General features: G+C 70.3%; 20 protein-coding genes. 10 read left to right on the forward strand and 10 right to left on the reverse strand.

Annotation, left to right across the window (positions count from 1 at the left end; translation table 11 throughout):
* Positions 1-85 precede the first annotated feature (85 nt).
* On the forward strand, positions 86-1,651 hold the full coding sequence (locus FM051_RS04240) for an alkaline phosphatase D family protein (protein ID WP_158840787.1): 1,566 nt from the start codon (positions 86-88) through the stop codon (positions 1,649-1,651).
* Positions 1,652-1,732: 81 nt separating this feature from the next.
* Here FM051_RS04240 and FM051_RS04245 read toward each other — a convergent pair whose 3' ends face one another.
* Positions 1,733-3,196, reverse strand: a complete 1,464-nt coding sequence (locus tag FM051_RS04245) for a chitinase (RefSeq protein ID WP_162470684.1) — start codon at positions 3,194-3,196, stop codon at positions 1,733-1,735.
* A 108-nt stretch (positions 3,197-3,304) separates the two neighbouring features.
* On the opposite strand from FM051_RS04245, the gene FM051_RS04250 reads away from it, so the two are divergent.
* Both FM051_RS04250 and FM051_RS04255 read left to right on the forward strand, forming a co-directional pair.
* The gene (locus FM051_RS04250) at positions 3,305-3,730 is read left to right on the forward strand and encodes an HD domain-containing protein (RefSeq protein ID WP_158840791.1); all 426 of its coding nucleotides are present in this window, start codon (positions 3,305-3,307) and stop codon (positions 3,728-3,730) included.
* Positions 3,731-3,903: 173 nt separating this feature from the next.
* Entirely contained in the window at positions 3,904-4,125 is a 222-nt protein-coding gene (locus FM051_RS04255; protein ID WP_158840793.1) for a hypothetical protein, read from the forward strand.
* A gap of 55 nt (positions 4,126-4,180) precedes the next feature.
* On the opposite strand, the gene FM051_RS04260 is transcribed toward FM051_RS04255, so the two are convergent.
* Positions 4,181-4,588, reverse strand: a complete 408-nt coding sequence (locus FM051_RS04260; RefSeq protein ID WP_238412118.1) for a Uma2 family endonuclease — start codon at positions 4,586-4,588, stop codon at positions 4,181-4,183.
* 162 nt (positions 4,589-4,750) lie between these two features.
* On the reverse strand, positions 4,751-6,595 hold the full coding sequence (gene lepA / locus FM051_RS04265; RefSeq protein ID WP_158840795.1) for a translation elongation factor 4: 1,845 nt from the start codon (positions 6,593-6,595) through the stop codon (positions 4,751-4,753).
* Positions 6,596-6,733: 138 nt separating this feature from the next.
* Here lepA and FM051_RS04270 point away from each other — a divergent pair, with 138 nt between their 5' ends.
* On the forward strand, positions 6,734-7,168 hold the full coding sequence (locus FM051_RS04270) for a type II toxin-antitoxin system PemK/MazF family toxin (protein ID WP_158840798.1): 435 nt from the start codon (positions 6,734-6,736) through the stop codon (positions 7,166-7,168).
* 73 nt (positions 7,169-7,241) lie between these two features.
* Here FM051_RS04270 and FM051_RS04275 read toward each other — a convergent pair whose 3' ends face one another.
* Genes FM051_RS04275 through FM051_RS04285 form a run of 3 tightly spaced genes read right to left on the reverse strand, consistent with a single transcriptional unit; the run spans position 7,242 to position 10,679 of the window.
* Positions 7,242-8,084, reverse strand: a complete 843-nt coding sequence (locus FM051_RS04275; RefSeq protein ID WP_158840800.1) for a transglutaminase family protein — start codon at positions 8,082-8,084, stop codon at positions 7,242-7,244.
* Between the two features lies 1 nt (position 8,085).
* Positions 8,086-9,030 (reverse strand): alpha-E domain-containing protein, encoded by a 945-nt coding sequence (locus tag FM051_RS04280; RefSeq protein WP_158840802.1) that lies wholly within the window; start codon positions 9,028-9,030, stop codon positions 8,086-8,088.
* A complete protein-coding gene (locus FM051_RS04285) occupies positions 9,030-10,679 on the reverse strand; it encodes a circularly permuted type 2 ATP-grasp protein (protein WP_238412119.1) in 1,650 nt (549 codons plus the stop codon). The genes FM051_RS04280 and FM051_RS04285 overlap by 1 nt, the downstream gene beginning before the upstream one ends.
* A gap of 156 nt (positions 10,680-10,835) precedes the next feature.
* On the opposite strand from FM051_RS04285, the gene FM051_RS04290 reads away from it, so the two are divergent.
* A complete protein-coding gene (locus tag FM051_RS04290) occupies positions 10,836-11,432 on the forward strand; it encodes a class I SAM-dependent methyltransferase (RefSeq protein WP_158840806.1) in 597 nt (198 codons plus the stop codon).
* Here FM051_RS04290 and FM051_RS04295 read toward each other — a convergent pair.
* Positions 11,409-11,777 (reverse strand): VOC family protein, encoded by a 369-nt coding sequence (locus FM051_RS04295; RefSeq protein WP_158840808.1) that lies wholly within the window; start codon positions 11,775-11,777, stop codon positions 11,409-11,411. The two genes, FM051_RS04290 and FM051_RS04295, sit on opposite strands and share 24 nt — an antisense overlap.
* A gap of 13 nt (positions 11,778-11,790) precedes the next feature.
* Positions 11,791-13,377 (reverse strand): DNA glycosylase AlkZ-like family protein, encoded by a 1,587-nt coding sequence (locus FM051_RS04300; protein WP_158840810.1) that lies wholly within the window; start codon positions 13,375-13,377, stop codon positions 11,791-11,793.
* A 121-nt stretch (positions 13,378-13,498) separates the two neighbouring features.
* Here FM051_RS04300 and FM051_RS04305 point away from each other — a divergent pair, with 121 nt between their 5' ends.
* The 3 genes from FM051_RS04305 (at position 13,499) to FM051_RS04315 (ending at position 15,568) form a co-directional block, all read left to right on the forward strand.
* Positions 13,499-14,422, forward strand: coding sequence for an SPFH domain-containing protein (locus FM051_RS04305; RefSeq protein ID WP_158840812.1), 924 nt, complete (start codon positions 13,499-13,501; stop codon positions 14,420-14,422).
* Between the two features lies 1 nt (position 14,423).
* Entirely contained in the window at positions 14,424-14,642 is a 219-nt protein-coding gene (locus FM051_RS04310) for a type II toxin-antitoxin system antitoxin (RefSeq protein WP_158840814.1), read from the forward strand.
* 122 nt (positions 14,643-14,764) lie between these two features.
* Complete coding sequence (locus FM051_RS04315; RefSeq protein WP_158840816.1) at positions 14,765-15,568, forward strand: VOC family protein; 804 nt, start codon at positions 14,765-14,767, stop codon at positions 15,566-15,568.
* On the opposite strand, the gene FM051_RS04320 is transcribed toward FM051_RS04315, so the two are convergent.
* Complete coding sequence (locus tag FM051_RS04320) at positions 15,513-16,316, reverse strand: TSUP family transporter (protein ID WP_158840818.1); 804 nt, start codon at positions 16,314-16,316, stop codon at positions 15,513-15,515. The two genes, FM051_RS04315 and FM051_RS04320, sit on opposite strands and share 56 nt — an antisense overlap.
* 144 nt (positions 16,317-16,460) lie before the next feature.
* On the opposite strand from FM051_RS04320, the gene FM051_RS04325 reads away from it, so the two are divergent.
* Both FM051_RS04325 and rpsT read left to right on the forward strand, forming a co-directional pair.
* Positions 16,461-18,743, forward strand: coding sequence for a glycoside hydrolase family 3 N-terminal domain-containing protein (locus FM051_RS04325; protein ID WP_158840820.1), 2,283 nt, complete (start codon positions 16,461-16,463; stop codon positions 18,741-18,743).
* Between the two features lie 127 nt (positions 18,744-18,870).
* The gene (gene rpsT / locus FM051_RS04330; protein WP_158840822.1) at positions 18,871-19,131 is read left to right on the forward strand and encodes a 30S ribosomal protein S20; all 261 of its coding nucleotides are present in this window, start codon (positions 18,871-18,873) and stop codon (positions 19,129-19,131) included.
* A 101-nt stretch (positions 19,132-19,232) separates the two neighbouring features.
* On the opposite strand, the gene holA is transcribed toward rpsT, so the two are convergent.
* Positions 19,233-20,216 carry a DNA polymerase III subunit delta gene (gene holA / locus FM051_RS04335; protein WP_158840824.1) on the reverse strand — a complete coding sequence of 328 codons (984 nt, stop codon included), beginning with the start codon at positions 20,214-20,216 and terminating at the stop codon, positions 19,233-19,235.
* Between the last annotated feature and the right edge of the window lie 36 nt (positions 20,217-20,252).

Consider the following 20,252-nt stretch of genomic DNA (forward strand, 5'->3'; position numbering starts at 1 on the left):
GAACAGCTCAGACCGACCCGCCGATCACGCGCCCGCCCGGCGGGACAGCCGGCAACTCCGGCGGCACCCGCACCGTTGCACAGATATGCCCCACACCCACCCGCGGCGGGACGCGCTGCGCCTCGGCGCGTTCGCCGGCGTCGCCTTGCTGGCGCCCGCCCTGTCCGCCGAAGCCTCGACCGCGGAAGCCTCGACCTCGCACTTCCGGCACGGCGTCGCGTCCGGCGACCCGTTACCGGACCGGGTCGTGCTGTGGACCCGCGTCACGCCCACCGAGGACAGCGCACCGGGTTCCGGCGTCGGCCCGACCGTCGCGATCACCTACGAGGTGGCCAAGGACGCGCAGTTCCGCCAGGTCGTGCGGCGGGGTGGCGTGACCACCGGTCCCGATCGCGACCACACGGTCAAGCTGGACGTCGGCGGGCTGCGCCCCGGCTGCTGGTACTTCTACCGCTTCACGTTCGACGGTCGGCACTCCCCCATCGGCCGCACCCGCACCGCTCCCGCGCACCACGCCGACGTCGACCAGCTGCGGTTCGGCGTCGTCTCGTGCTCCAGCTGGGTCGCGGGCCACTTCGCCGCCTACCGGCACCTCGCCGAACGCGGCGACCTCGACGCCGTCGTCCACCTCGGCGACTACCTGTACGAGGACTACATCGGCACGCAGTTCCGCACCCACCAACCGCCCGGTGAGGTGGTGTCGCTGACCGACTACCGGATCCGCCACGCCCAGTACAAGACCGACCCGGATCTCCAACGCCTGCACGCCACCTACCCGTGGATCATCACCTGGGACGACCACGAGTGGGCGGACAACGCCTGGTCCGACGGCTCCCCCAGCCACGACGAGACCACCGAGGGCACGTGGGCGCAACGCCGTGCCGCCGCGATGCGCGCCTACCACGAGTGGATGCCCGTGCGCCTCGACGGCGACCGCGTCTACCGCCGCCTCCGCTTCGGCACGCTCGCCGAGCTGACCATGCTCGACCTGCGCTCCTACCGCAGCCGACAGGTCGACCCGGGTCAGGTTGACGACCCCGGCCGCACCCTCACCGGGCCGGAGCAGATGGCGTTCCTGCGCGACGGCCTGCTGAACACCGACGCGCAGTGGAAGCTGATCGGCAACCCGGTGATCTTCTCGCCGCTGCTCGTCCCGCAGGTGCCGCAGGCGGCGGCGGTGACCCAACTCGTCGGGACGACGATCAACAACGACCAGTGGGACGGCTACCCGCACGACCGCGACGCGCTGATCAGGCTGCTGGCCGAGCACGACGTGCGCGACACCGTCTTCCTCACCGGTGACGTGCACAGCTCGTGGGCGTTCGAGGTGCCGGTGGACGAGGCGCTGTACCCGTTGACGGAGGTCGTCGCCACCGAGCTGGTCGTCCCGTCGGTCACCTCGGACAACATCGACGAGCTCACCGGCTCGCCGCCGCGGACCACGTCGTTGGCGCTGGAGGCCGCGCTGGTCGGGCTCAACCGGCACCTGAAGTGGGTGGAGCTGGACTCGCACGGCTACACCGTGCTGGACGTGCGGCGCGAGCACGTGCGGATGAACTGGTACTTCCTCGCCGAGCGGACCGATCCGAACTCGGCCGCCGCGTTGGCGAAGACGGTCACGGTCCTGTCCGGCACGCAGCGGATCGGTTAGCAGCGATCGGTTAGCGGCGGATCGGTTCAGCGGTAGGGCCGTCCCTCCCACGGCGCGGCGGGAGGGACGGCTTCCGCCGCCCTACGGCAGCGTGTCCAGGTGCGGGGCCACCGTGTTGGCGAACTGCCAGTTGTTGGAGGCGTCCCAGTTGATCGACCACGTCATCGCGCCGCGGATGCCCGGCCACGTCTGCGCGGGCTTGAACGAACCGCAGTTCGTGCCCCTGGCCAGGCAGTTCAGCGCCGCGTTGACGTTGGCGGGCGACTGGTAGCCGCCGCCGGCACCGGACGGCGAGGCGGGCAGACCGAGGCCGACCTGGTCCGGTCGCAGGCCGTTCCGGAGTTGGATGCAGGCCAGCGCGACGAGGAAGTCCACCGTGCCCTGGGCGTAGACCTTCTGGTCGCAGCCCAACATCGAGCCGGAGTTGTAGTACTGCGTGTTGACCACGGTGAGGATGTCCTTCACCGCCAACGCCAGCTTGAAGTACTCCTGGCCGGTGGACTGCATGTCGATGGTCTGCGGCGCCATCGCGATGACCCGGCCGCCACCCGCGTGGATGGCCCGCAGCGCCTGCGCCATGTACGTGGCGTTGACGCCGTTCTCCAGGTCGATGTCCACGCCGTCGAACCCGTAGTTCGCGATCAGGGTCTTGACGCTGTTGGCGAAGTTGGTCGCGGCGGTGGAGTTGCCGACGCTGATCGTGCCCCTCTCGCCGCCGACCGAGATGACCACCTTCTGGCCGCGGTTCTGGAGGGTGCGCACGTCGGCCTTGAACTGGGCGTCGGTGTAGCCGCCGAGCTTGCCCGACAACGTCGGGTCGAGGTTGAACGCGACCGCGCCGGGTGTGGTGGTGGCGTCGGCGAACGCGATGGCGACGATGTCGTAGGTGGTGGGCACGTCGGCGAGCTTGAGCACCCGTGCGCCGTTGTCGAAGTTGTGCCAGTAGCCGGTCAGGGCGTGCTTGGGCAGCGTCGGGTTCGGGTTGCCGGTCGTGGTCGTTGTCGTGGTGGTTGTCGTCGTGCGGCCGGTGGTGGTCGTGCTGGTCGGCGGGGTGCCCGGACCGTCGAGGCTCACGTCGTCCACGTAGAACGTCGGCTGGCCGTACCAGCCGTGCACGTAGATCGTGACGCTGCCGGTCGCGCCGGTGGTGAAGTCGACGGCGAGTTGGCTGAAGCCCGTCGAGCCCGGCGTCCAGGTGCTCTTGTCGCCGCTGCCGGTGCCCGTCACGCCGAGGTACACGTAACTGCCCTGCACCCAGGCGGACAGCTTGTACGCGGTGTTGGCCTGCACGGCGATCGTCTGCGAGCAGCGGGCGTTGTCCTGACCGGCGGGAGTGCCCGCCATGGCGTGCGTGCCGCTGCGCTTGGGCGTGGTCACCGCGGTCGCCGCGGCGGTGCACGTCCACCCGCTGGTGCCGCCCTCGAAACCGGGGTTGACCACCAGGTTGGCGGCCGACGCGCTGCCCGCGACCACCAGGGTCAGGCCCGCGATCGCCAGCAGGCCCGCCAGCGCCGCGCCTAATGCTCGTCTCGTCCTCGGAACCACGTCCACCTCCACGTTGTCCTCGGCGGCCAAGCCCAGCACGGGTGACGTGGGCCACTCGAAAAATGGACTAGACCACTGTGGCTTGTCAAGAGGTGTGACCATGGGCGGATGACGTTCACCGTTGATGACGCGATCCGGATCGCACGTGCGGCCCACGACGGGCAGGTCGACAAGTCCGGCAAGCCCTACATCGGCCACCCGCTGCGGGTGATGGGCCGGGTGTCCGGTGAGCACGCGCGCATGGCGGCCGTGCTGCACGACGTGGTCGAGGACACTTCCGTCACGGGTGACGACCTGCTGGCCGCCGGGTGCCCGCCGGAGGTGGTGGCGACCGTGCTCGCGTTGAGCCACCGGGACGGCGAGGCGCAGGAGGACTACCTCGCGCGGGTGCGGGCCGACCCGGTCGCGGTGGAGGTGAAGCGGGCGGACATCGCCGACAACATGTCGCCGCCCCGGCTGGCACTGCTCGACGTCGCCACCCAGGACCGGCTGCGGGCGAAGTACGCGCGGGCGCTGGACATCCTCGGGCGGTGAGGTCGGGTTCGCCTCGCCGTTACCCGGCCGACGTCTGCGGCGGGGTGCCCCGGTCGGGCGCTGACGCGGTCGTAACAGTTGCGAGGGAGATCACGCCTCATTTGGCGGCACAAGCCTCTGACGTGCGGCATCATAGTAGGTGAACCGATACAGAGAGACCACCGAAAGGCGACATGACCAACCCTCTGAAGACCGTTCGCACGTACCTCGCCACCCGGCGGCAGATCCGCAAGCGGGAAGCGGACCTCAACCGCGAGCTGGCCGACTACAACACCCCGAGCGCTCGGATGGACATGGAAGCGATCCTCGCTCGCCACTCCACCCACGAGGCGCGAGAGATCGAAGCGATCCTCCGCCGCCACGCCGTGAACGGCATGCTCCGCAACTACAGCTGAGCCGCCGCACCCTTTCGAGGGCCTTCAGGACAGGGGCGTCCTGAGGGCCCTTTCGTCATCCCCGGGGCCTTTCACACAGGGTGTCGAGCAGTTCGGCGGGCACGATCCGCACCGGGTACGGCAGGGTCGCGTCGAACGGATCCTCGCCTGGATCGACCACCCAGTAGCTGCGAACCCCGATGCGCTCATACATCGCCTTCTTGAGGGTGAGGTCGTACAGCTCTGTTTCCGGCGACAACACCTCGACCGCCAACAGCGGTGCGACCGGCAGCAACTCCTCGGTGAAATCCTCGACGCGGGCCACCAGGAAGTCAGGCTGCACCTCGGTCGACTCGGACGGCCGCACCGCGAGCGGACCCGGAAGCGCGTGCAGTGTGTCGGGGCATTCGGCGTGCAAGAGGACGATGAGCATCATGACGGCCATCTGATGCCGAAGGCCAGGCACCGGGCTGACGTGCAGCATCCCCGTCGATGAGTTCGTAACGACGGCCGTCATCAAGGATCATCGTGGTCCCCTCCTTCCGGTTGGTGCGCCAACCATGGCGGAGAGAACCCGAGGAAACAGCGATCCGCGCCGACCGGTCACCCGAAGATGTGCCGGTCGGCGCGGATTTGGCCGGTGGTCCTACTTCTTGCCCTTGTCCTTGCCGGAGTCGTCGGTGGACAGAGCTGCGACGAAGGCTTCCTGGGGGACCTCGACCCGGCCCACCATCTTCATCCGCTTCTTGCCTTCCTTCTGCTTCTCCAGCAGCTTGCGCTTACGGGTGATGTCACCGCCGTAGCACTTGGCGAGCACGTCCTTGCGCATCGCGCGGATCGTCTCGCGGGCGATCACGCGGGCGCCCACTGCGGCCTGGATGGGCACCTCGAACTGCTGCCGCGGGATCAGCTCGCGCAGCTTCGTGGCCATCCTCGTGCCGTAGGCGTACGCGTAGTCCTTGTGCACGATCGCGCTGAACGCGTCCACCGGCTCGCCCTGCAGCAGGATGTCGACCTTCACCAGCTCGGCGTCCTGCTCGCCCGACTCCTCGTAGTCCAGCGACGCGTAACCGCGCGTGCGCGACTTCAGGGCGTCGAAGAAGTCGAAGATGATCTCACCGAGCGGCATGGTGTAGCGCAGCTCGACGCGGTCCTCGGACAGGTAGTCCATGCCGCCCAGCTGGCCGCGCTTGGACTGGCACAGCTCCATGATCGCGCCGATGTAGTCGCTGGGCGCGATGATGGTGCACTTGGTGATCGGCTCGTACACCTCGGCGCGCTTGCCGTCCGGCCAGTCGGACGGGTTCGTCACGACGTGCACGGTGCCGTCCTCCATGACCACCCGGTACACCACGTTGGGCGCGGTGGAGATGAGGTCCAGGCCGAACTCGCGTTCCAGCCGGTCGCGGGTGATCTCCAGGTGCAGCAGGCCGAGGAAGCCGCAGCGGAAGCCGAAGCCCAGGGCGGCCGACGTCTCCGGCTCGAACGTCAGCGCGGCGTCGTTGAGCTGGAGCTTCTCCAACGCCTCGCGCAGGATCGGGTAGTCCGAGCCGTCCACCGGGTAGAGGCCGGAGTAGACCATCGGGCGCGGCTCGCGGTACCCGGCCAGCGGCTGGGTGGCGCCGTGCTTCTCGGCCGTCACCGTGTCGCCGACCTTGGACTGGCGCACGTCCTTCACGCCGGTGATGAGGTAGCCCACCTCGCCGACGCCCAGGCCGGCGCTGACCTTCGGCTCGGGCGAGATGATGCCGACTTCCAGCAGCTCGTGGGTCGCGTTGGTGGACATCATCCGGATGCGCTGGCGCGGGGTGATCTTGCCGTCCACCACGCGGATGTAGGTGACCACGCCGCGGTAGGTGTCGTACACCGAGTCGAAGATCATCGCGCGGGGCGGCGCGTCCGCGTCGCCGACCGGTGCGGGCACGCGCTTGACGACCTCGTCCAGCAGCGCGCCGACGCCGAGGCCGGTCTTGGCCGAGACGCGCAGCACCTCTTCGGGCTCGCAGCCGACGATGTGCGCGAGCTCCTTGGCGTACTTGTCCGGGTCCGCGGCGGGCAGGTCGATCTTGTTCAGCACCGGGATGATGGTGAGGTCGTTCTCCATCGCCAGGTACAGGTTGGCGAGCGTCTGCGCCTCGATGCCCTGCGCGGCGTCGACCAGCAGCACGGTGCCCTCGCACGCCTCCAGCGCCCGCGAGACCTCGTAGGTGAAGTCGACGTGGCCGGGGGTGTCGATCATGTGCAGCACGTGGTCCTGGCCGTCGACCTGCCACGGCAACCGCACGTTCTGCGCCTTGATCGTGATGCCGCGTTCGCGCTCGATGTCCATGCGGTCGAGGTACTGAGCGCGCATCGCCCGCTCCTCGACGACGCCGGTGAGCTGCAACATGCGGTCGGCCAGGGTCGACTTGCCGTGGTCGATGTGCGCGATGATGCAGAAGTTCCGGATCAGCTCCGGAGGCGTGAACGTCTGGTCGGCGAACGTGGTCACTCAGGTTCCTCGCACAGGAAGGACGGGGGCCTATTTCAACTGGACAGGGACGGGGCCCATTTCAACTAGACACAGCATCTCACGTCACGCCGCCGTGGCGTTCCACGTGGGCGTGACCGAGGCCATAAGCTGCCCGCCGTGTACGCGAACGGTGAGGACGCCCGCCCGGTCAGGGGCGCGGTGCGAGAGGTCCACACGGCCGCGGTGGCGGCCACCCTGGAGTACTCCCCCGACCTGGACGGCCTGGCCGATCCGGGCGAGGTGGTGTGGGCCTGGGTGCCCTTCGAGGAGGACGCGAGCCGCGGCAAGGACCGGCCGCTGCTGGTCGTCGGCCGCCACCGGCGGGCCCTGCTCGCCCTGATGCTGACCAGCAAGACGCCCGACCGGCACGAGGAGGACGACAGCCTCGACCTGGGCTCGGGCCGCTGGGACCGCGACGGCCGGCGCTCCTACCTGCGGTTGGACCGGGTGTTCGAGCTGGACGAGGACGACATCCGGCGTGAGGGCTCGGTGCTGGAGCCGGAGCGGTTCTCGCTGGTCGTGGACGCGCTGCGGCGGATGGGCTGGCGCTGAGAGGCGGCCCTCCAGGAGTGCTTACCGGACTCGTCCGGTAAGCACTCCTGGAGGGCTTCAGGTAGCCGACGGACTAGGCGAGCCTGGTCACCTCCACCGTGACGTCCAGCGCCGACGACGCGCCGCCCGAGTAGATGCCCTTCAACGGCGCGACGTCGGCGTAGTCACGGCCGTGCGCGACCCAGATGTGCCTCGGCCCGACCGGGATGCCGTTGGTCGGGTCGTACCCCCACCAGCCGCCGGTCCACGCCTCGATCCACGCGTGGCTCTCGCCGCGCACGGTCTCCCGGATGGCGCCGTTCGGCTTGGTGTGCAGGTACCCGGACACGTACCGGGCCGGGATGCCCATCGCGCGCAGCAGCACCAGCGTGACGTGCGCGAAGTCCTGGCAGACGCCCTCACGGGCCTGCCACGCGTCGGTGGCCGAGCTGTGCACGCCGGTGGTGCCGGACTGGTAGGTCAACTGCTCGTGCACCCAGTTCGACGCGGCCAGCACCGCGTCCGCCGGTCCCAGTCCCCGCTTGAGCCCGCGCGCCACGGCTGCCAGCTCGCGGTCCCGCGGCACGTACCCCGTCCAGTCGAGGAACTCGGTGTACCGGTCGAGCAGCGCGTCCGCGCGCAGGTCGGTCCAGGAGGCGGTGCGCACCGGCTCCTCCTCCGCGCCGGTCTCCACCACGGACGACGCCACGACCTTCAGCTCCACGTGCGGCGCGTGCAGGTCGAACGACGTGACCTCGGTGCCCCAGTAGTCGGTGTACCGATAGGCACGGGTCGCGGGCGTCGTCTCGACCCGGCTGACCACCACGTTCTGCCGCCGGTCGGCGCGCGGGGTCATCCGCGCCTCGTTGTAGGACTGGGTCACCGGCAGCTCGTACCGGTACCCGGTGGTGTGCACGATCCGCACCCGCCACGACATGTCAGATCACCTCGGCGTTCGTCCAGGCGACCCAGGGCGCGGTGTGGAAGTACTGCTGGGACACCGCCTCGCCGACGTCGCGCACGGTGCCCTGCAACGCCTTGAGCCGACGTGGCAGGTCGTCCAGCAGGTCGTGCGGGCGCAGGAACTCCAGGTCGCTGCGCGCCCGGCCGAGCAGCCGCAGCGCCTCGGCCCGTGCGCCGACGCGCACGTGCGGCTGGTGGTCGAGCTGTTCCAGACAGGCTTCGGCCTGGCGGAGCGCGTGGAACACCGAACGCGGGAACAGCCGGTCGAGCAGCAGGAACTGCACCACCCGCGAGGCGTCCATCGCGCCCCGGTACGTGCGCAGGTACGTGTCGTGCGCGCCGGCCGACCGGAGCACGGTCACCCAGCCCGGCGACGACGCCTTGTCGCCCACGCGGGACAGCAGCAGCCGCACGATCATGTCGACCCGCTCGACCGACCGGCCGAGCACCAGGAACCGCCAGCCGTCGTCGCGGCTCATGGTGGAGTCCGCGAGCCCGGCGAACATCGCCGCCCGCTCCTCCACGAACGCGAAGAACGCGTGCGGCCCCATGGCGCGGGCGTACGCCTGCCGTTCCTCCACCGCGTTGTACATCGCGTTGAGGCATTCCCACATCTCGGTGGAGACGACCTCGCGCGCACCGCGCGTGTTCTCGCGGGCGCTGTTGATCGACGCGACGATCGACCCTGCGTGATCGGACGCGTACGCGACCAGTTCGGTGAGCGACCACACGTCGAACGACGCGTCCTTCGGTGCGTCGATGCCGAGCACGGCGAGCAGTTGGCGGCTGGTGGCGTCCGGGTCGACGGTGGCGTCCTCCAGCAGTTGGTGCACCGAGACGTCCAGGATGCGCGCCGTGTCGTCGGCGCGTTCGACGTACCGGCCGATCCAGTACAGGGACTCCGCGTTGCGAGCCAGCATCACGCCCCCTTCCCTGACTGTTGTTGCTGCTGTTGTTGCTGTTGGGACGTGGTCAGCTCCGGTCCCTGCTCGGCGGCGGGCGATTCCACCGCGGCCATCTTCAGGCCCGGTTCGGCCAGCTCCCGGTCCACCGTGGACGACCGGGGCGCGAGCACCCACGTGTCCTTCGAGCCGCCGCCCTGCGAGGAGTTGACGACCAGGCTGCCCTCGGGCAGCGCGACCCTGGTCAGGCCGCCGGGCAGGACGAAGATCGAGTTGCCGTCGTTGACCGCGAACGGACGCAGGTCGACGTGCCGGGGCGCGAGCCGGTCGCCGACCTTGGTCGGCACGGTGGACAGCTGCACGACGGGCTGCGCGATCCAGCCGCGCGGGTTGGCCTTGATGGTCCGGCGCAGCCCGTTCAGCTCGCGCACGGAGGCCTGCGGGCCGAACACGATGCCGTAGCCGCCGGAGCCCTCCACCGGCTTGACCACCAGTTCGTCCAGGTGGTCGAGCACGTGCGCGCATTCCTCGGGCAGCCAGCAGCGGAACGTGTCCACGTTGGGCAGCAGGGGCTTCTCGCCGAGGTAGTACTGCACGATCTCGGGCATGTACGTGTAGACGAGCTTGTCGTCGGCCAGGCCGTTGCCGACCGCGTTGGCGATGACGACGTTGCCCGCGCGGGCCGCGTTGAGCAGCCCGGCCACGCCGAGCACCGAGTCCGGGCGGAAGTGCACCGGGTCGAGGAAGTCGTCGTCGATGCGCCGGTAGATGACGTCGACCTGCCGTTCGCCCTCGGTGGTGCGCAGGTAGACGAGGTTGTCGCGGCAGAACAGGTCACGGCCCTCGACCAGCTCCACGCCCATCTGCCTGGCCAGCAGCGAGTGCTCGAAGTACGCCGAGTTGGCCACGCCGGGCGTGAGCACGACGACGTTCGGGTCGGCCGCGTTGGGCGCGGCGGCGTTGCGGAGCGCGCGCAGCAGGTGCACGGCGTAGTCGCCGACGGACCGCACCCGGTGCCGGGCGAACAGGTCCGGGAACACCCGCGCCATCGTGCGCCGGTTCTCCATCACGTACGACACACCGGACGGGCAGCGCAGGTTGTCCTCCAGGACGCGGAACGTGCCCACCTCGTCACGCACGAGGTCGACGCCCGCGACGTGGATGCGCACGCCGTTGGGCGGGTTGATCAGCGCGGCCTCGCGGTGGAAGTGCTCGCACGAGGTGATCAGCCGGCGCGGCAGCACGCCGTCGCGCACGATCTGGGCGTCGCCGTAGATGTCGGCCAGGAACATCTCCAGCGCCCGGACCCGCTGGACGATGCCGCGTTCCAGCTTCGACCACTCCGACGCGGTGAGCACCCTCGGGATCAGGTCCAGCGGGAACGGCCGCTCCTGGCCGGACAGCGAGAACGTGATGCCCTGGTCCACGAACGCCCGGTCCAGCGCCTCGGCACGCGCGGTCAGGTCGGCCACCCTGGACGGCGCGATCGACTCGTACAGCGTCCGGTACGCGGAGCGGACCGAAGAGTCCTCTTCGAACATCTCGTCGTAGGCGTCGGCGTGCGGCCGGGTCGGCTCCAGATAGCCGTCGAACAGCTCACCGAGGCGTGCGACGGCGCGGGCCGGCGTTCGGCGCAGTCCTGACGTGCGTGCTCGGATGTGCGTCATGTGCAACATCTTGACTGTGCAAATGCCCCGAACGCACTACCCGGACGCCGGGAAGTCCAGGACGGAAACATCCCGGAAACATCCCGGAACGCGCCCCCGAACCATCTCGGGGCGATCCCGGATGCGTTCGGAGTGCACTGTCGCGACCCTGGACACATGGCGAACAACCTGATGAAGGCCCTCGACGCGGCGTTCGGCCACCCGCGCGGCAAGGTCGGCGAGCTGGGTGGCCGGGTGATGGCCGTGGTCAACGCGAAGGTGGAGGAACACGTCATCGAGGTGGCCGCGCCGACGCCCGAGGAGGTCGTGCTGGTGCTCGGCCCCGGTCCGGGCGTGGGGCTCAAGCTGGCCGGTGAACGTGCGCTCAAGGCGATCGGCGTCGACCCGTCGCAGGTCATGCTGGACGAGGCGCGCCAGCGGTGCGCGGAGCTGATCGTGTCCGGTCGGGTCGAGTTGCGCGAGGGCGCGGCGACGCGGACCGGGCAGCCCGAGGACTCGGTCGACGTGGTGATCTCGGTGAACAACCTCCAGCTGTGGGGCAACCGGCCGGCCGCGTTCCACGAGCTGTTCCGGGTGCTGCGGCCGGGCGGTCGGCTGGTGGTGTCGGTGCACCGGCGGGTGCTGGACGTCTCCGAGTACGACCTGATGCGGGAGGCCGAGGCGGCGGGGTTCACCGGGGTGCGCACGTCGTTGCACCAGTACGGCGGCGTGGTGGGGCCGGCGGTGCAGCTACTCGCGGACGTCCCGGCGTAGCGGGTGGTCGGCGGGGATCTCGACCAGCACGATCCGCCGGCCGTCCGGGTCGGCGATCCACATCTCGTCCAGGCCCCACGGCTCGCGCCGGGCGGGCCGGACGACGTGCTCGGAGAGCTCCCCGGCGGCTTCGGCCAGGTCGCGCACCTGCAGCCACAGCTGCGTGCCGCCGGTGGGGTCCTCGGTCGTGCTCCCGGAGACCTCCAGGAACCCCTGGCCGAGGAAGAACACCGTGCCGCCGGGGAACTCGCGGTACACGGCCAGGCCCAGCACGTCCCGGTAGAACGTCCGGGCGCGCTCCGGGTCGCGGGAGCGGACGAGGATTCGGCTGCTCAGGATCTCCACGCCGTCAAGGCGATCACACGTCGAGGCCCAGCGCCATTCGCACGTGGTCGTCGTTTCGGGCGACCTCACGCCAGCCCCGGTCGGTGTAGAAGCGCCGCGCGCGGTGGTTCTCCTTGAACACTTCGAGGTGCGCGGTGGTGACGCCGTGGTCGCGCAGGGTGTCCATGGCGGCGGCGTGCAGCGCGAGGCCGACGCCGTTGCCCCAACGCGCCGGGTCGACCTGGAGCTGCAACAGCTCGCCGTCCGGCGTGACCAGCGCGAACCCGGCGAACTCGCGGTCCAGTTCGGCGCACAGCCACACCCGGCCCGGCTTCTCGAAGTCGTAGCCGCCCGCCCGCGCCGACCGCTCCCACTCGGCCAGCTCCGACTCGGGCAGGTGTCCGTCGTAGTAGCTCCGCCGGGCCTTCACGTACACGTCGACGAGCTGCGTCATGTCGTCTTGGCGCGGCGTGCGCACGGTGATCGTCCCCATGTTCCAGGGACGCGACAGCGTTGGCGAGGTTGTCCGGATCTCGTGCTTCGGCACGTCCGGCGCGAGGAACGCCAGCAGCCGCTCACCTTCGCGTTCCACCTCGTCCATTGTGGACAAGCGGTGGAACGGTCGCAGCTCCAGCGTGGCGACCTCCTTGGTGCGGTGCAGTTTCCAGTCGCCCGCCGTGAGGCCGTCGACCAGGAAGAACTGCGGCACCGGGCCGTGCGGGTCGTAGTTCCGCGCGCGCACGTCATCGGTGACGACCCGGCGTCGGTCGGCGTGCGAGAGCAGGATGTTGTCGAAGTCGTAGAGGAACCGCGCCGGCGCGGGCACGTCCTCGGCCGGCCTGGGCGCGTCGGGCAGGTCGAACAGCTCCTGGCCGTCCTCGTCGCGCAGCCGCAGCAGGGGCAGCCGTTCGACCACCTCGCGCAGCCTGGTCAGGCCGGACCAGGTCTGGACGTCCTTCACCGTCGCCGGACCGAACGCGGCCAGGTACCGCAGCACCATGTCGTCCACCGACGGCTCATCTACAGAGAACTTGTCCATTGGGGAGGCGCCCAGCCACGTCTCCACACTCGTGTGCGCGATGGCGCCGCTGCGACCCCACACGCCACGCGGCGGCACCTGCACCAACGGCACCAGGCAGCGGATCGCGTAGGCCAGCGCGGCGGGCTCGCGGTCCGGCCACTGCTCGTGCAGCAGGGTGCCCAACTCCTTGTTGGTGCGCGGCTTCTCGGCCAGCAGCACACGGCCGGCGGCCACCACGGCGTCCACGTCCAGACCCCGCATGTCGCGGCCGTGGGTGGAGTTGCGGAACAGGTCCCGTTCGAGCACGGGCTGGACCAGCGGACGCAGCTTCAGGGCGTCCTCGGCGGTGACCAGGTGGATCGTGGAACGCATCACCGCGATGCGCACGAGCGCGCGGTCCACCAGCAGGTCGGCGGCCTGGTCGGGGGTGAACCCGGCGATGCGCGACCACAGGCCCGTGTACCAGGTGTGCGGGGTCTGGGCCTGCAGTCCGACCAGGTGCGTGACGACCTCCGGCACGGTCCGGTCCGTGCGGCTCAGCAGGAACTGGCGGGCCAGGGTGGCTCGACCGAGGGCGCGACGGGTCAGTACCGGGGTCATGCACCCACGGTAGAACCCATTGCGGACAACTTCAGTCCTCGTATCGGGTGCGAGTTGCCCCTCCGGCCGAAAAAGTGATATCACTTTGCTAAGCAAGCGATATGACATCAAGGGGTGGAACATGGACGCGACGACGACGGACGTGGCGGCGCGGATGCCCGCTCCCGCGGTGCGGGAGAAGGAAGCCAACGCCGTGCCGGGGATCCTGGCGTTCCTCATCGGGCTGCTGGTGATCGCGATCGGCGCGCTGCTGGTGGTCGTGGGCGTGGCGCCGGACGAGGGCCCCAACGTGCCGGTGGTGATCACCGGCGTGCTGGTGCTCACCGGCGGCGGCATCGCGATGCGGGGGCTGTTCACCGTGGCGCCGGGCGAGGCGCGGGTGCTGCAGTTCCTCGGCCGCTACATCGGCACGGTCCGCCAGGACGGCCTGCGCTGGGCGAACCCGTTCAGCACGCGGGTCAAGGTCTCCACCCGGATCCGCAACCACGAGACCGCCACGCTCAAGGTCAACGACGCGGACGGCAACCCGATCGAGATCGCCGCCGTGGTGGTGTGGCAGGTGGACGACACCGCGCGGGCGATGTTCGAGGTGGACGACTTCGTGCGGTTCGTCGGCATCCAGACCGAGACCGCGGTGCGGCACATCGCCACCAGCTACCCGTACGACAACCACGACGAGACCGGGCTGTCGCTGCGGGAGAACGCGGACGAGATCACCGAGACGCTGTCGCTGGAGATCGCGGCACGGGTGCAGGCGGCCGGTGTGAAGGTGATCGAATCACGGCTCACGCACCTGGCCTACTCTCCGGAGATCGCGCAGGCGATGCTGCAACGCCAGCAGGCGGGTGCGGTCGTCGCGGCGCGGACGCGGATCGTGGAGGGCGCGGTCGGCATGGTCCAGCTCGCGCTGGCCAGGCTCGCCGAGGAGGACGTGGTGGAACTGGACGAGGAGCGCAAGGCGGCGATGGTGTCGAACCTGCTGGTCGTGCTGTGCGGCGACCGATCCACCCAGCCCGTGGTCAACGCCGGGTCGTTGTACACCTGACGTGGCCGAGCGCAAGAGCGTCCTGCTGCGCCTCGACCCGGCGGTGCACGACGCGCTGACGAGGTGGGCGAACGACGAGCTGCGCAGCACGAACGCGCAGATCGAGTTCCTGCTGCGCCGCGCGCTCGCCGAAGCCGGTCGGCTGCCCTCCGGGGCCGCCGACCAACCCAGGCGCGGTCGGCCCCGCAAGAGCGGTGCGGGCGGCGAACCCGACTCCTAGCCGAACGCCGTCGGTGCGGATCACCGCGCCGGCGGCGTTCGGCGGTCGATCGACCCGGCATTCGATCGACCCGGTGTTTGATCAACTCGCGGAGCGGGCCGGCCGGTGCGAACGTTGACGGGGTGAGCGAGCTGAACTCCCCGTACGCACCCGGAACGCCGGCGTGGGTGGACATGATGACCACCGACCGCCAGGCCACCATGGACTTCTACGGCGGCCTGTTCGGCTGGGACTTCGAGATCGGCGGGCCCGAGACCGGGCACTACACGATGGCATTGGTGCGCGGGCTGCCCGTGGCCGGGTTCGGCGAGATGCCGGCGGACGTGACGTTCCCCGTGGTGTGGACGACGTACCTGGCCACCGACGACCTCGACGAGTCCCTGGAAGTGCTGAACGCCAACGGCGGCAAGGTGCTCGTGCCCGAGTTCGACACCGGCGGACCGGGGCGCGGCGCGATCGCGGTGGACCCGTTCGGTGCGGTGTTCGGGCTGTGGGAGGCGGGCACGCACATCGGCGCGTACGTGGTGAACGAGCCCGGTTCGGTGGTGTGGAACGAGTTGGCCACGCGGGACCAGTTCGGCGCGGCGGAGTTCTACCGGCAGGTGTTCGGCGTGGGCCTGGACCCGTTGCCGGACTTCCCGTACACGCAGCTCCAGGTGAACGGCCGCGCGGTGGCCGGCGTGTTCGGGATGGCCAACGAGATCCCCGCCGAGATCCCGCCGCACTGGATGACCTACTTCGCGGTGTCCGACGCCGACGCGGCGGTCGAGCGGGTGCGCGAACTGGGCGGCGTCACGGTCGGCGACGTGGTCGAGTCGCGGTTCGGCCGGTTCACCACGGTCGGCGACCCGTTGGGGGCGACATTCAGGCTCATCCAATCGCCGCCTTCCACCCCAGACCGACCACCAGCGCCACCACGACGGTGAGGAACACCCGGCGCACGAACGCCGATCCGCGCCGCACCGCCATCCGCGCCCCGAACACCGCGCCGGTCACGTTGCAGAGCGCGAGCACCAGACCCAAGCCCCACAACACCTTTCCGGCCGGGATGAAGTACAGCAGAGCGCCCAGGTTCATCGAGACGTTGACCAGCTTGGCCGTGGCCGAGGCGCGCAGGAACGCGAACCCGACCACGCCGACGAGCAGGAACACCAGGAACGTGCCGGCGCCCGGTCCGGCCAGCCCGTCGTAGAAGCCGATCAGCGCGCCACCCGAGGCCATCACGGCGATCTGCGCCGGGCGGGTCAACTTCGACGTCTCCGCCGCGCCCAGCTCCGGTTTGCGCCACGTGTAGAGGCCGACGCCGACCAGCGCGACGAGCACCACGGCGTTGAGCACACCGGGGGCCAACGCACCCGCGACCGCCGCACCACCCACCGCCCCGGCGAACGCCGCCGACGCCATCGGCAGCGCCGACGGCCAGTCGATCGTGGTCTGCCGGACGTACGTGTGCAGGGCGGCGGACGTGCCGACCACCGACGCGATCTTGTTCGTGGCCAGCGCGAACAGCGGCTCGCCGCCGGGCGCGACCAACAGCAGCGCGGGCACGTTGATCAACCCGCCGCCGCCCACCACCGCGTCGACCGTGCCCGCGAGGGTGGCGGCCAGGCAGAGGAACAACAGGGCGGCGAGGGAGATCTGGCCGAATCCGGGCCAGTCGAGTGCGGCGGTCACGCGACCGATCAAACAGTACAAGCGTACTGCATTTCATCCCTTACGGGGTGGAAGCGCTCCCAGAATCCGCCGTTCAGCTCTGTTGTGGGCCAGGTCACGCGGGAAGGGTGATTCCGGTTCCCGCGATCCACCTGGAGGTTCTCGATGTCGAGATCCCGCAAGCGCACCGCCGTCGCCGCGTTGGCAGCACTGGCCCTCCTGGCCACCGGCGCACAGGCCGGCGGCATCATCGAACCGGCAGGCCAGGGCTACCAGGACGCCCGCGCGCCGGTCGACCGGCGGGTCGACGACCTCCTCGGGCGCATAACGCTGGAGGAGAAGGTCGGCCAGATGACGCAAATCCGGCTCGGCAAGCTGCGCGGCAACTGCGAGTGGAACCCCGGTCCGCTGCGCGAGGACTGCATGAAGACCGTGCTGGCGGACGCGAAGGTCGGCTCGATCCTGTCCGGCGGCGGTGACGCGCCGATCCCGAACACGCCGCGGGCGTGGGCGGAGATGACCAACGCCGTCCAGAAGTACGCGCTGGACCACAGCAGGCTGCGGATTCCGCTGATCTACGGCGCGGACGGCGTGCACGGGCACTCGAACGTGCTCAGCGCCACCATGTTCCCGCACCAGATCGGCCTCGGCGCGACCTGGAACCCGCAGTTGCAGGAGCAGTTGGGCGCGTCGACCGGGCGGGCCATGCGCGCCACCGGCGTGTTCTGGAACTTCGCGCCGGTGTCCGACATCGCGCGCGACACCCGGTGGGGCCGCTACTACGAGACCTACAGCGAGGACCCGGTGCTGGCGGGCGCGTTGGCGGCGGCGAACGTGCGCGGGCAGCAGAGCTCCCCGACCGACGGCACCGCGAAGCTCACCGCGACCGCCAAGCACTTCGCGGGGTACTCGGAGCCGTTCAACGGCCACGACCGCGCGCCCGCCCAACTGCCGATCCGGTACCTCCAGGACACCGTGCTGCCCGCGTTCCAGCCGCAGTTCGACGCCGGCGTCGGCACCGTGATGATCAATTCGGGCGCGGTGAACGGTGTGCCCGCGCACGCGTCGAAGTACCTGCTGACCACGCAGTTGCGCGACCGGATGGGGTTCCGCGGCGTGGCGGTCACCGACTGGGAGGACATCCGGTACCTGGTGGACCGCTACCACGTGGCGGCGGACTACCAGGAGGCCATCGCGATGGCCGTCAACGCCGGGGTGGACATGGCGATGGAGCCGTCGAACGCCGCGGAGTTCACCGCCGGGCTGCTGGCCGGTGTGCGCGGCGGCGCGATCAGCGGCAAGCGGATCGACCAGGCCGTGCGGCGCATCCTGAAGCTGAAGTTCGACCTCGGTCTGTTCGAGAAGCCGTTCGTCGACCCGGAGCGGGCCGACGCGATCGTGAACGGCGCCGACCGCCCGCTGGCCCGTCAAGCGGCGGCGGAGAGCGCGGTGCTGCTGCGCAACGACGGCGGTGTCCTGCCCCTGTCGACCGGCGCGGGCAAGCTCGTGGTGACCGGTGACGCGGCCGACTCCGTGACCAGGCAGCTCGGCGGCTGGACGGTCGGCTGGCAGGGCGTGCCCGACTCGTCCCCGCTGCCGCCGACGGTGACGGTGCTGCAGGGCATCCGGGCCGCCGCGCCGTCGACGAACGTGGTCAGCGCTCCGACTCGGGCCGACGCGGTCGCGCAGGCCGGTGATGCCGACGCGGTGGTCGTGGTGCTCGGCGAGGACCCCGGCGCGGAGGGCGAGGCGGACACCGAGTCGCCCGCGTTGACCGCCGAGCAGCAGGGTCTGGTGGACGCGGTGCGGGCCACCGGCAAGCCGGTCGTGGTGGTGCTGCTGACCGGCCGCCCGCAGGTGCTCGGCACGGTGGCCGACGCTCCCGCGCTGGTCGCGGGCTGGCTGCCGGGCTCCGAGGGCGGGAGCGCGATCGCCGACGTGCTGTTCGGCACGGTGAACCCGAGCGGGAAGCTGCCGGTGTCGTGGCCGAAGGAGGTCGGTGACCAGCCGTTCTCGTACGACCAGGTGCGCGGCGCGAACGCGGCTCCGGGATCGGGGTACGACCCGGCGTTCGCGTTCGGGCACGGCCTGTCGTACACCACGTTCACCACGTCGACGCCGACGGTGAAGTCCGCGCAGGTGCGGCGGGACGAGCAGGTGAAGGTGTCGGTGACCGTGGCCAACACCGGTGCGCGGGACGGGACGCTCGTCGTGCCGGTGTACGTGCACCAGCCGGTGAGCAAGGTGTTGACGCCGCAGCAGCGCCTGGTCGGGTTCACGCGCGTGGCGTTGAAGGCGGGCGAGGAGCGGACCGTCGAGGTGGCGTTCGACGTGAAGCGCCTCGCGGTGACCTCGGGCGACATGGACGGCTCGGGCACGCCGGAGGTGGCGAAGGGCGGTTACGAGGTCGTGGTCGGCGACGGGAGGGCTCGATTCACGGTGCGGTGAGCTGCCCTGATATCCTTCTTTGCCGTACCCGCGCGGCATTCCGCTGTGGAGGAAAACCGCCCTTCCGGGGGCGGAGCCGGTGACAAGCGCGGTACGACTCCTAGACCGAGGAAAAGGTGGCTTTCGCGTGGCGAACATCAAGTCCCAGCTGAAGCGGATCAAGACCAACGAGAAGGCGCGCCTGCGCAACAAGGCCGTCAAGTCGTCGCTCAAGACCGCGATCCGCAAGTTCCGTGAGGCCGCCGAGGCCGGTGACAAGGAGAAGGCCCTCGTGCTGGTGCGGGAGGCTTCCCGCAAGCTCGACAAGGCCGTCTCCAAGGGCGTCATCCACGCCAACCAGGCCGCCAACAAGAAGTCGGCGCTCGCCCGGCGCGCCAACCAGATCTGATCTGGTTCTCCGTCGCCTGAAAGGGCCGCTCCCCCGCACGGGGTGAGCGGCCCTTTCACGTTTCCGACGCTCGGTCGCGTTTCCGGTGCCGTTGCCGGCGCTCAGCGCCGCCCGTGCGCCGCGACGATCTTCAACACCGCGCGCTCCAGCGCGTAACCCGAGTCGGCCGCGACGCCCTTCACGTCGGCGTTCAGATCGGCGACGACCGTCATGGCCGCCGCGAGCCCCCGGTCGTCCCAGCCACGCGTCTGCCCCTGGGCCTTCCTGATCTTCCACGGCGGCATGCCCAGCTCGCCCGCGAGCCTGTTCGGGTCACCCCGGCCCACCGCGGACACCCGTGCGACCGTGCGCACGGCGTCCGCCAGCGCGTCGGCCACGAGCACGTGCGGCACACCGAGCTGGATCGCCCACCGCAACGCCTCCAGCGCACCGGCCCGGTCGCCCATCACGGCCTTCTCCGCGACCGCGAACCCGGTCACCTCGGCCCGGCCCCGGTGGTAGCGGTGGACCGCCTCGGCGTCGACCTTGCCGTCGGTGTCCGCGACGAGCTGCGAGGCCGCCGCCGCCAACTCGCGCAGGTCCGACCCGACCGCGTCGATCAGCGCCGCCACGGCCTCCGGATCGGCCTTGCCGCCGCCCGCCGACCGGATCTCGTTGCGGACGAACGCCTCGCGGTCCGCGGCCCTGGTGATCTTGGGGCACTCGGTCACCCGGGCGCCGGCCTTGCGCAGTGCCGCGGGCAGGTCCTTGGCCACCTTGCTGCGCCCGCCGCCGGTGTGGACGACCACCAGCGTCACCCCGTCGGCCGGGGCCTTGGCGTAGGCGATGACCGCGTCGGCGATCTCCTTGCCGATCTCCTGCGCCGCCTCCAGGGCGATCACCCGACCCTCGGCGAACAGCGACGGGCTCACCAGTTCGACCAGCTCAGGCAGGGTGAGATCGGTCACGCGGACGCGGGTCAGGTCGGCCTGCGGATCGACTTTCCGCGCCACCTCCAGCGCGCCGCGCACCGCGCGCTCGACCAGCAACTCCTCCTCGCCGACGATCAGGTGCACTGCGTCGGGCGTGTCAGCGGGCGCACTCACGGCGCGATCCTCCCACGGGCGACCGACGTCCGGATG

Source organism: Saccharothrix deserti (assembly GCF_009769385.1).
GTDB lineage: Bacteria > Actinomycetota > Actinomycetes > Mycobacteriales > Pseudonocardiaceae > Actinosynnema > Actinosynnema deserti.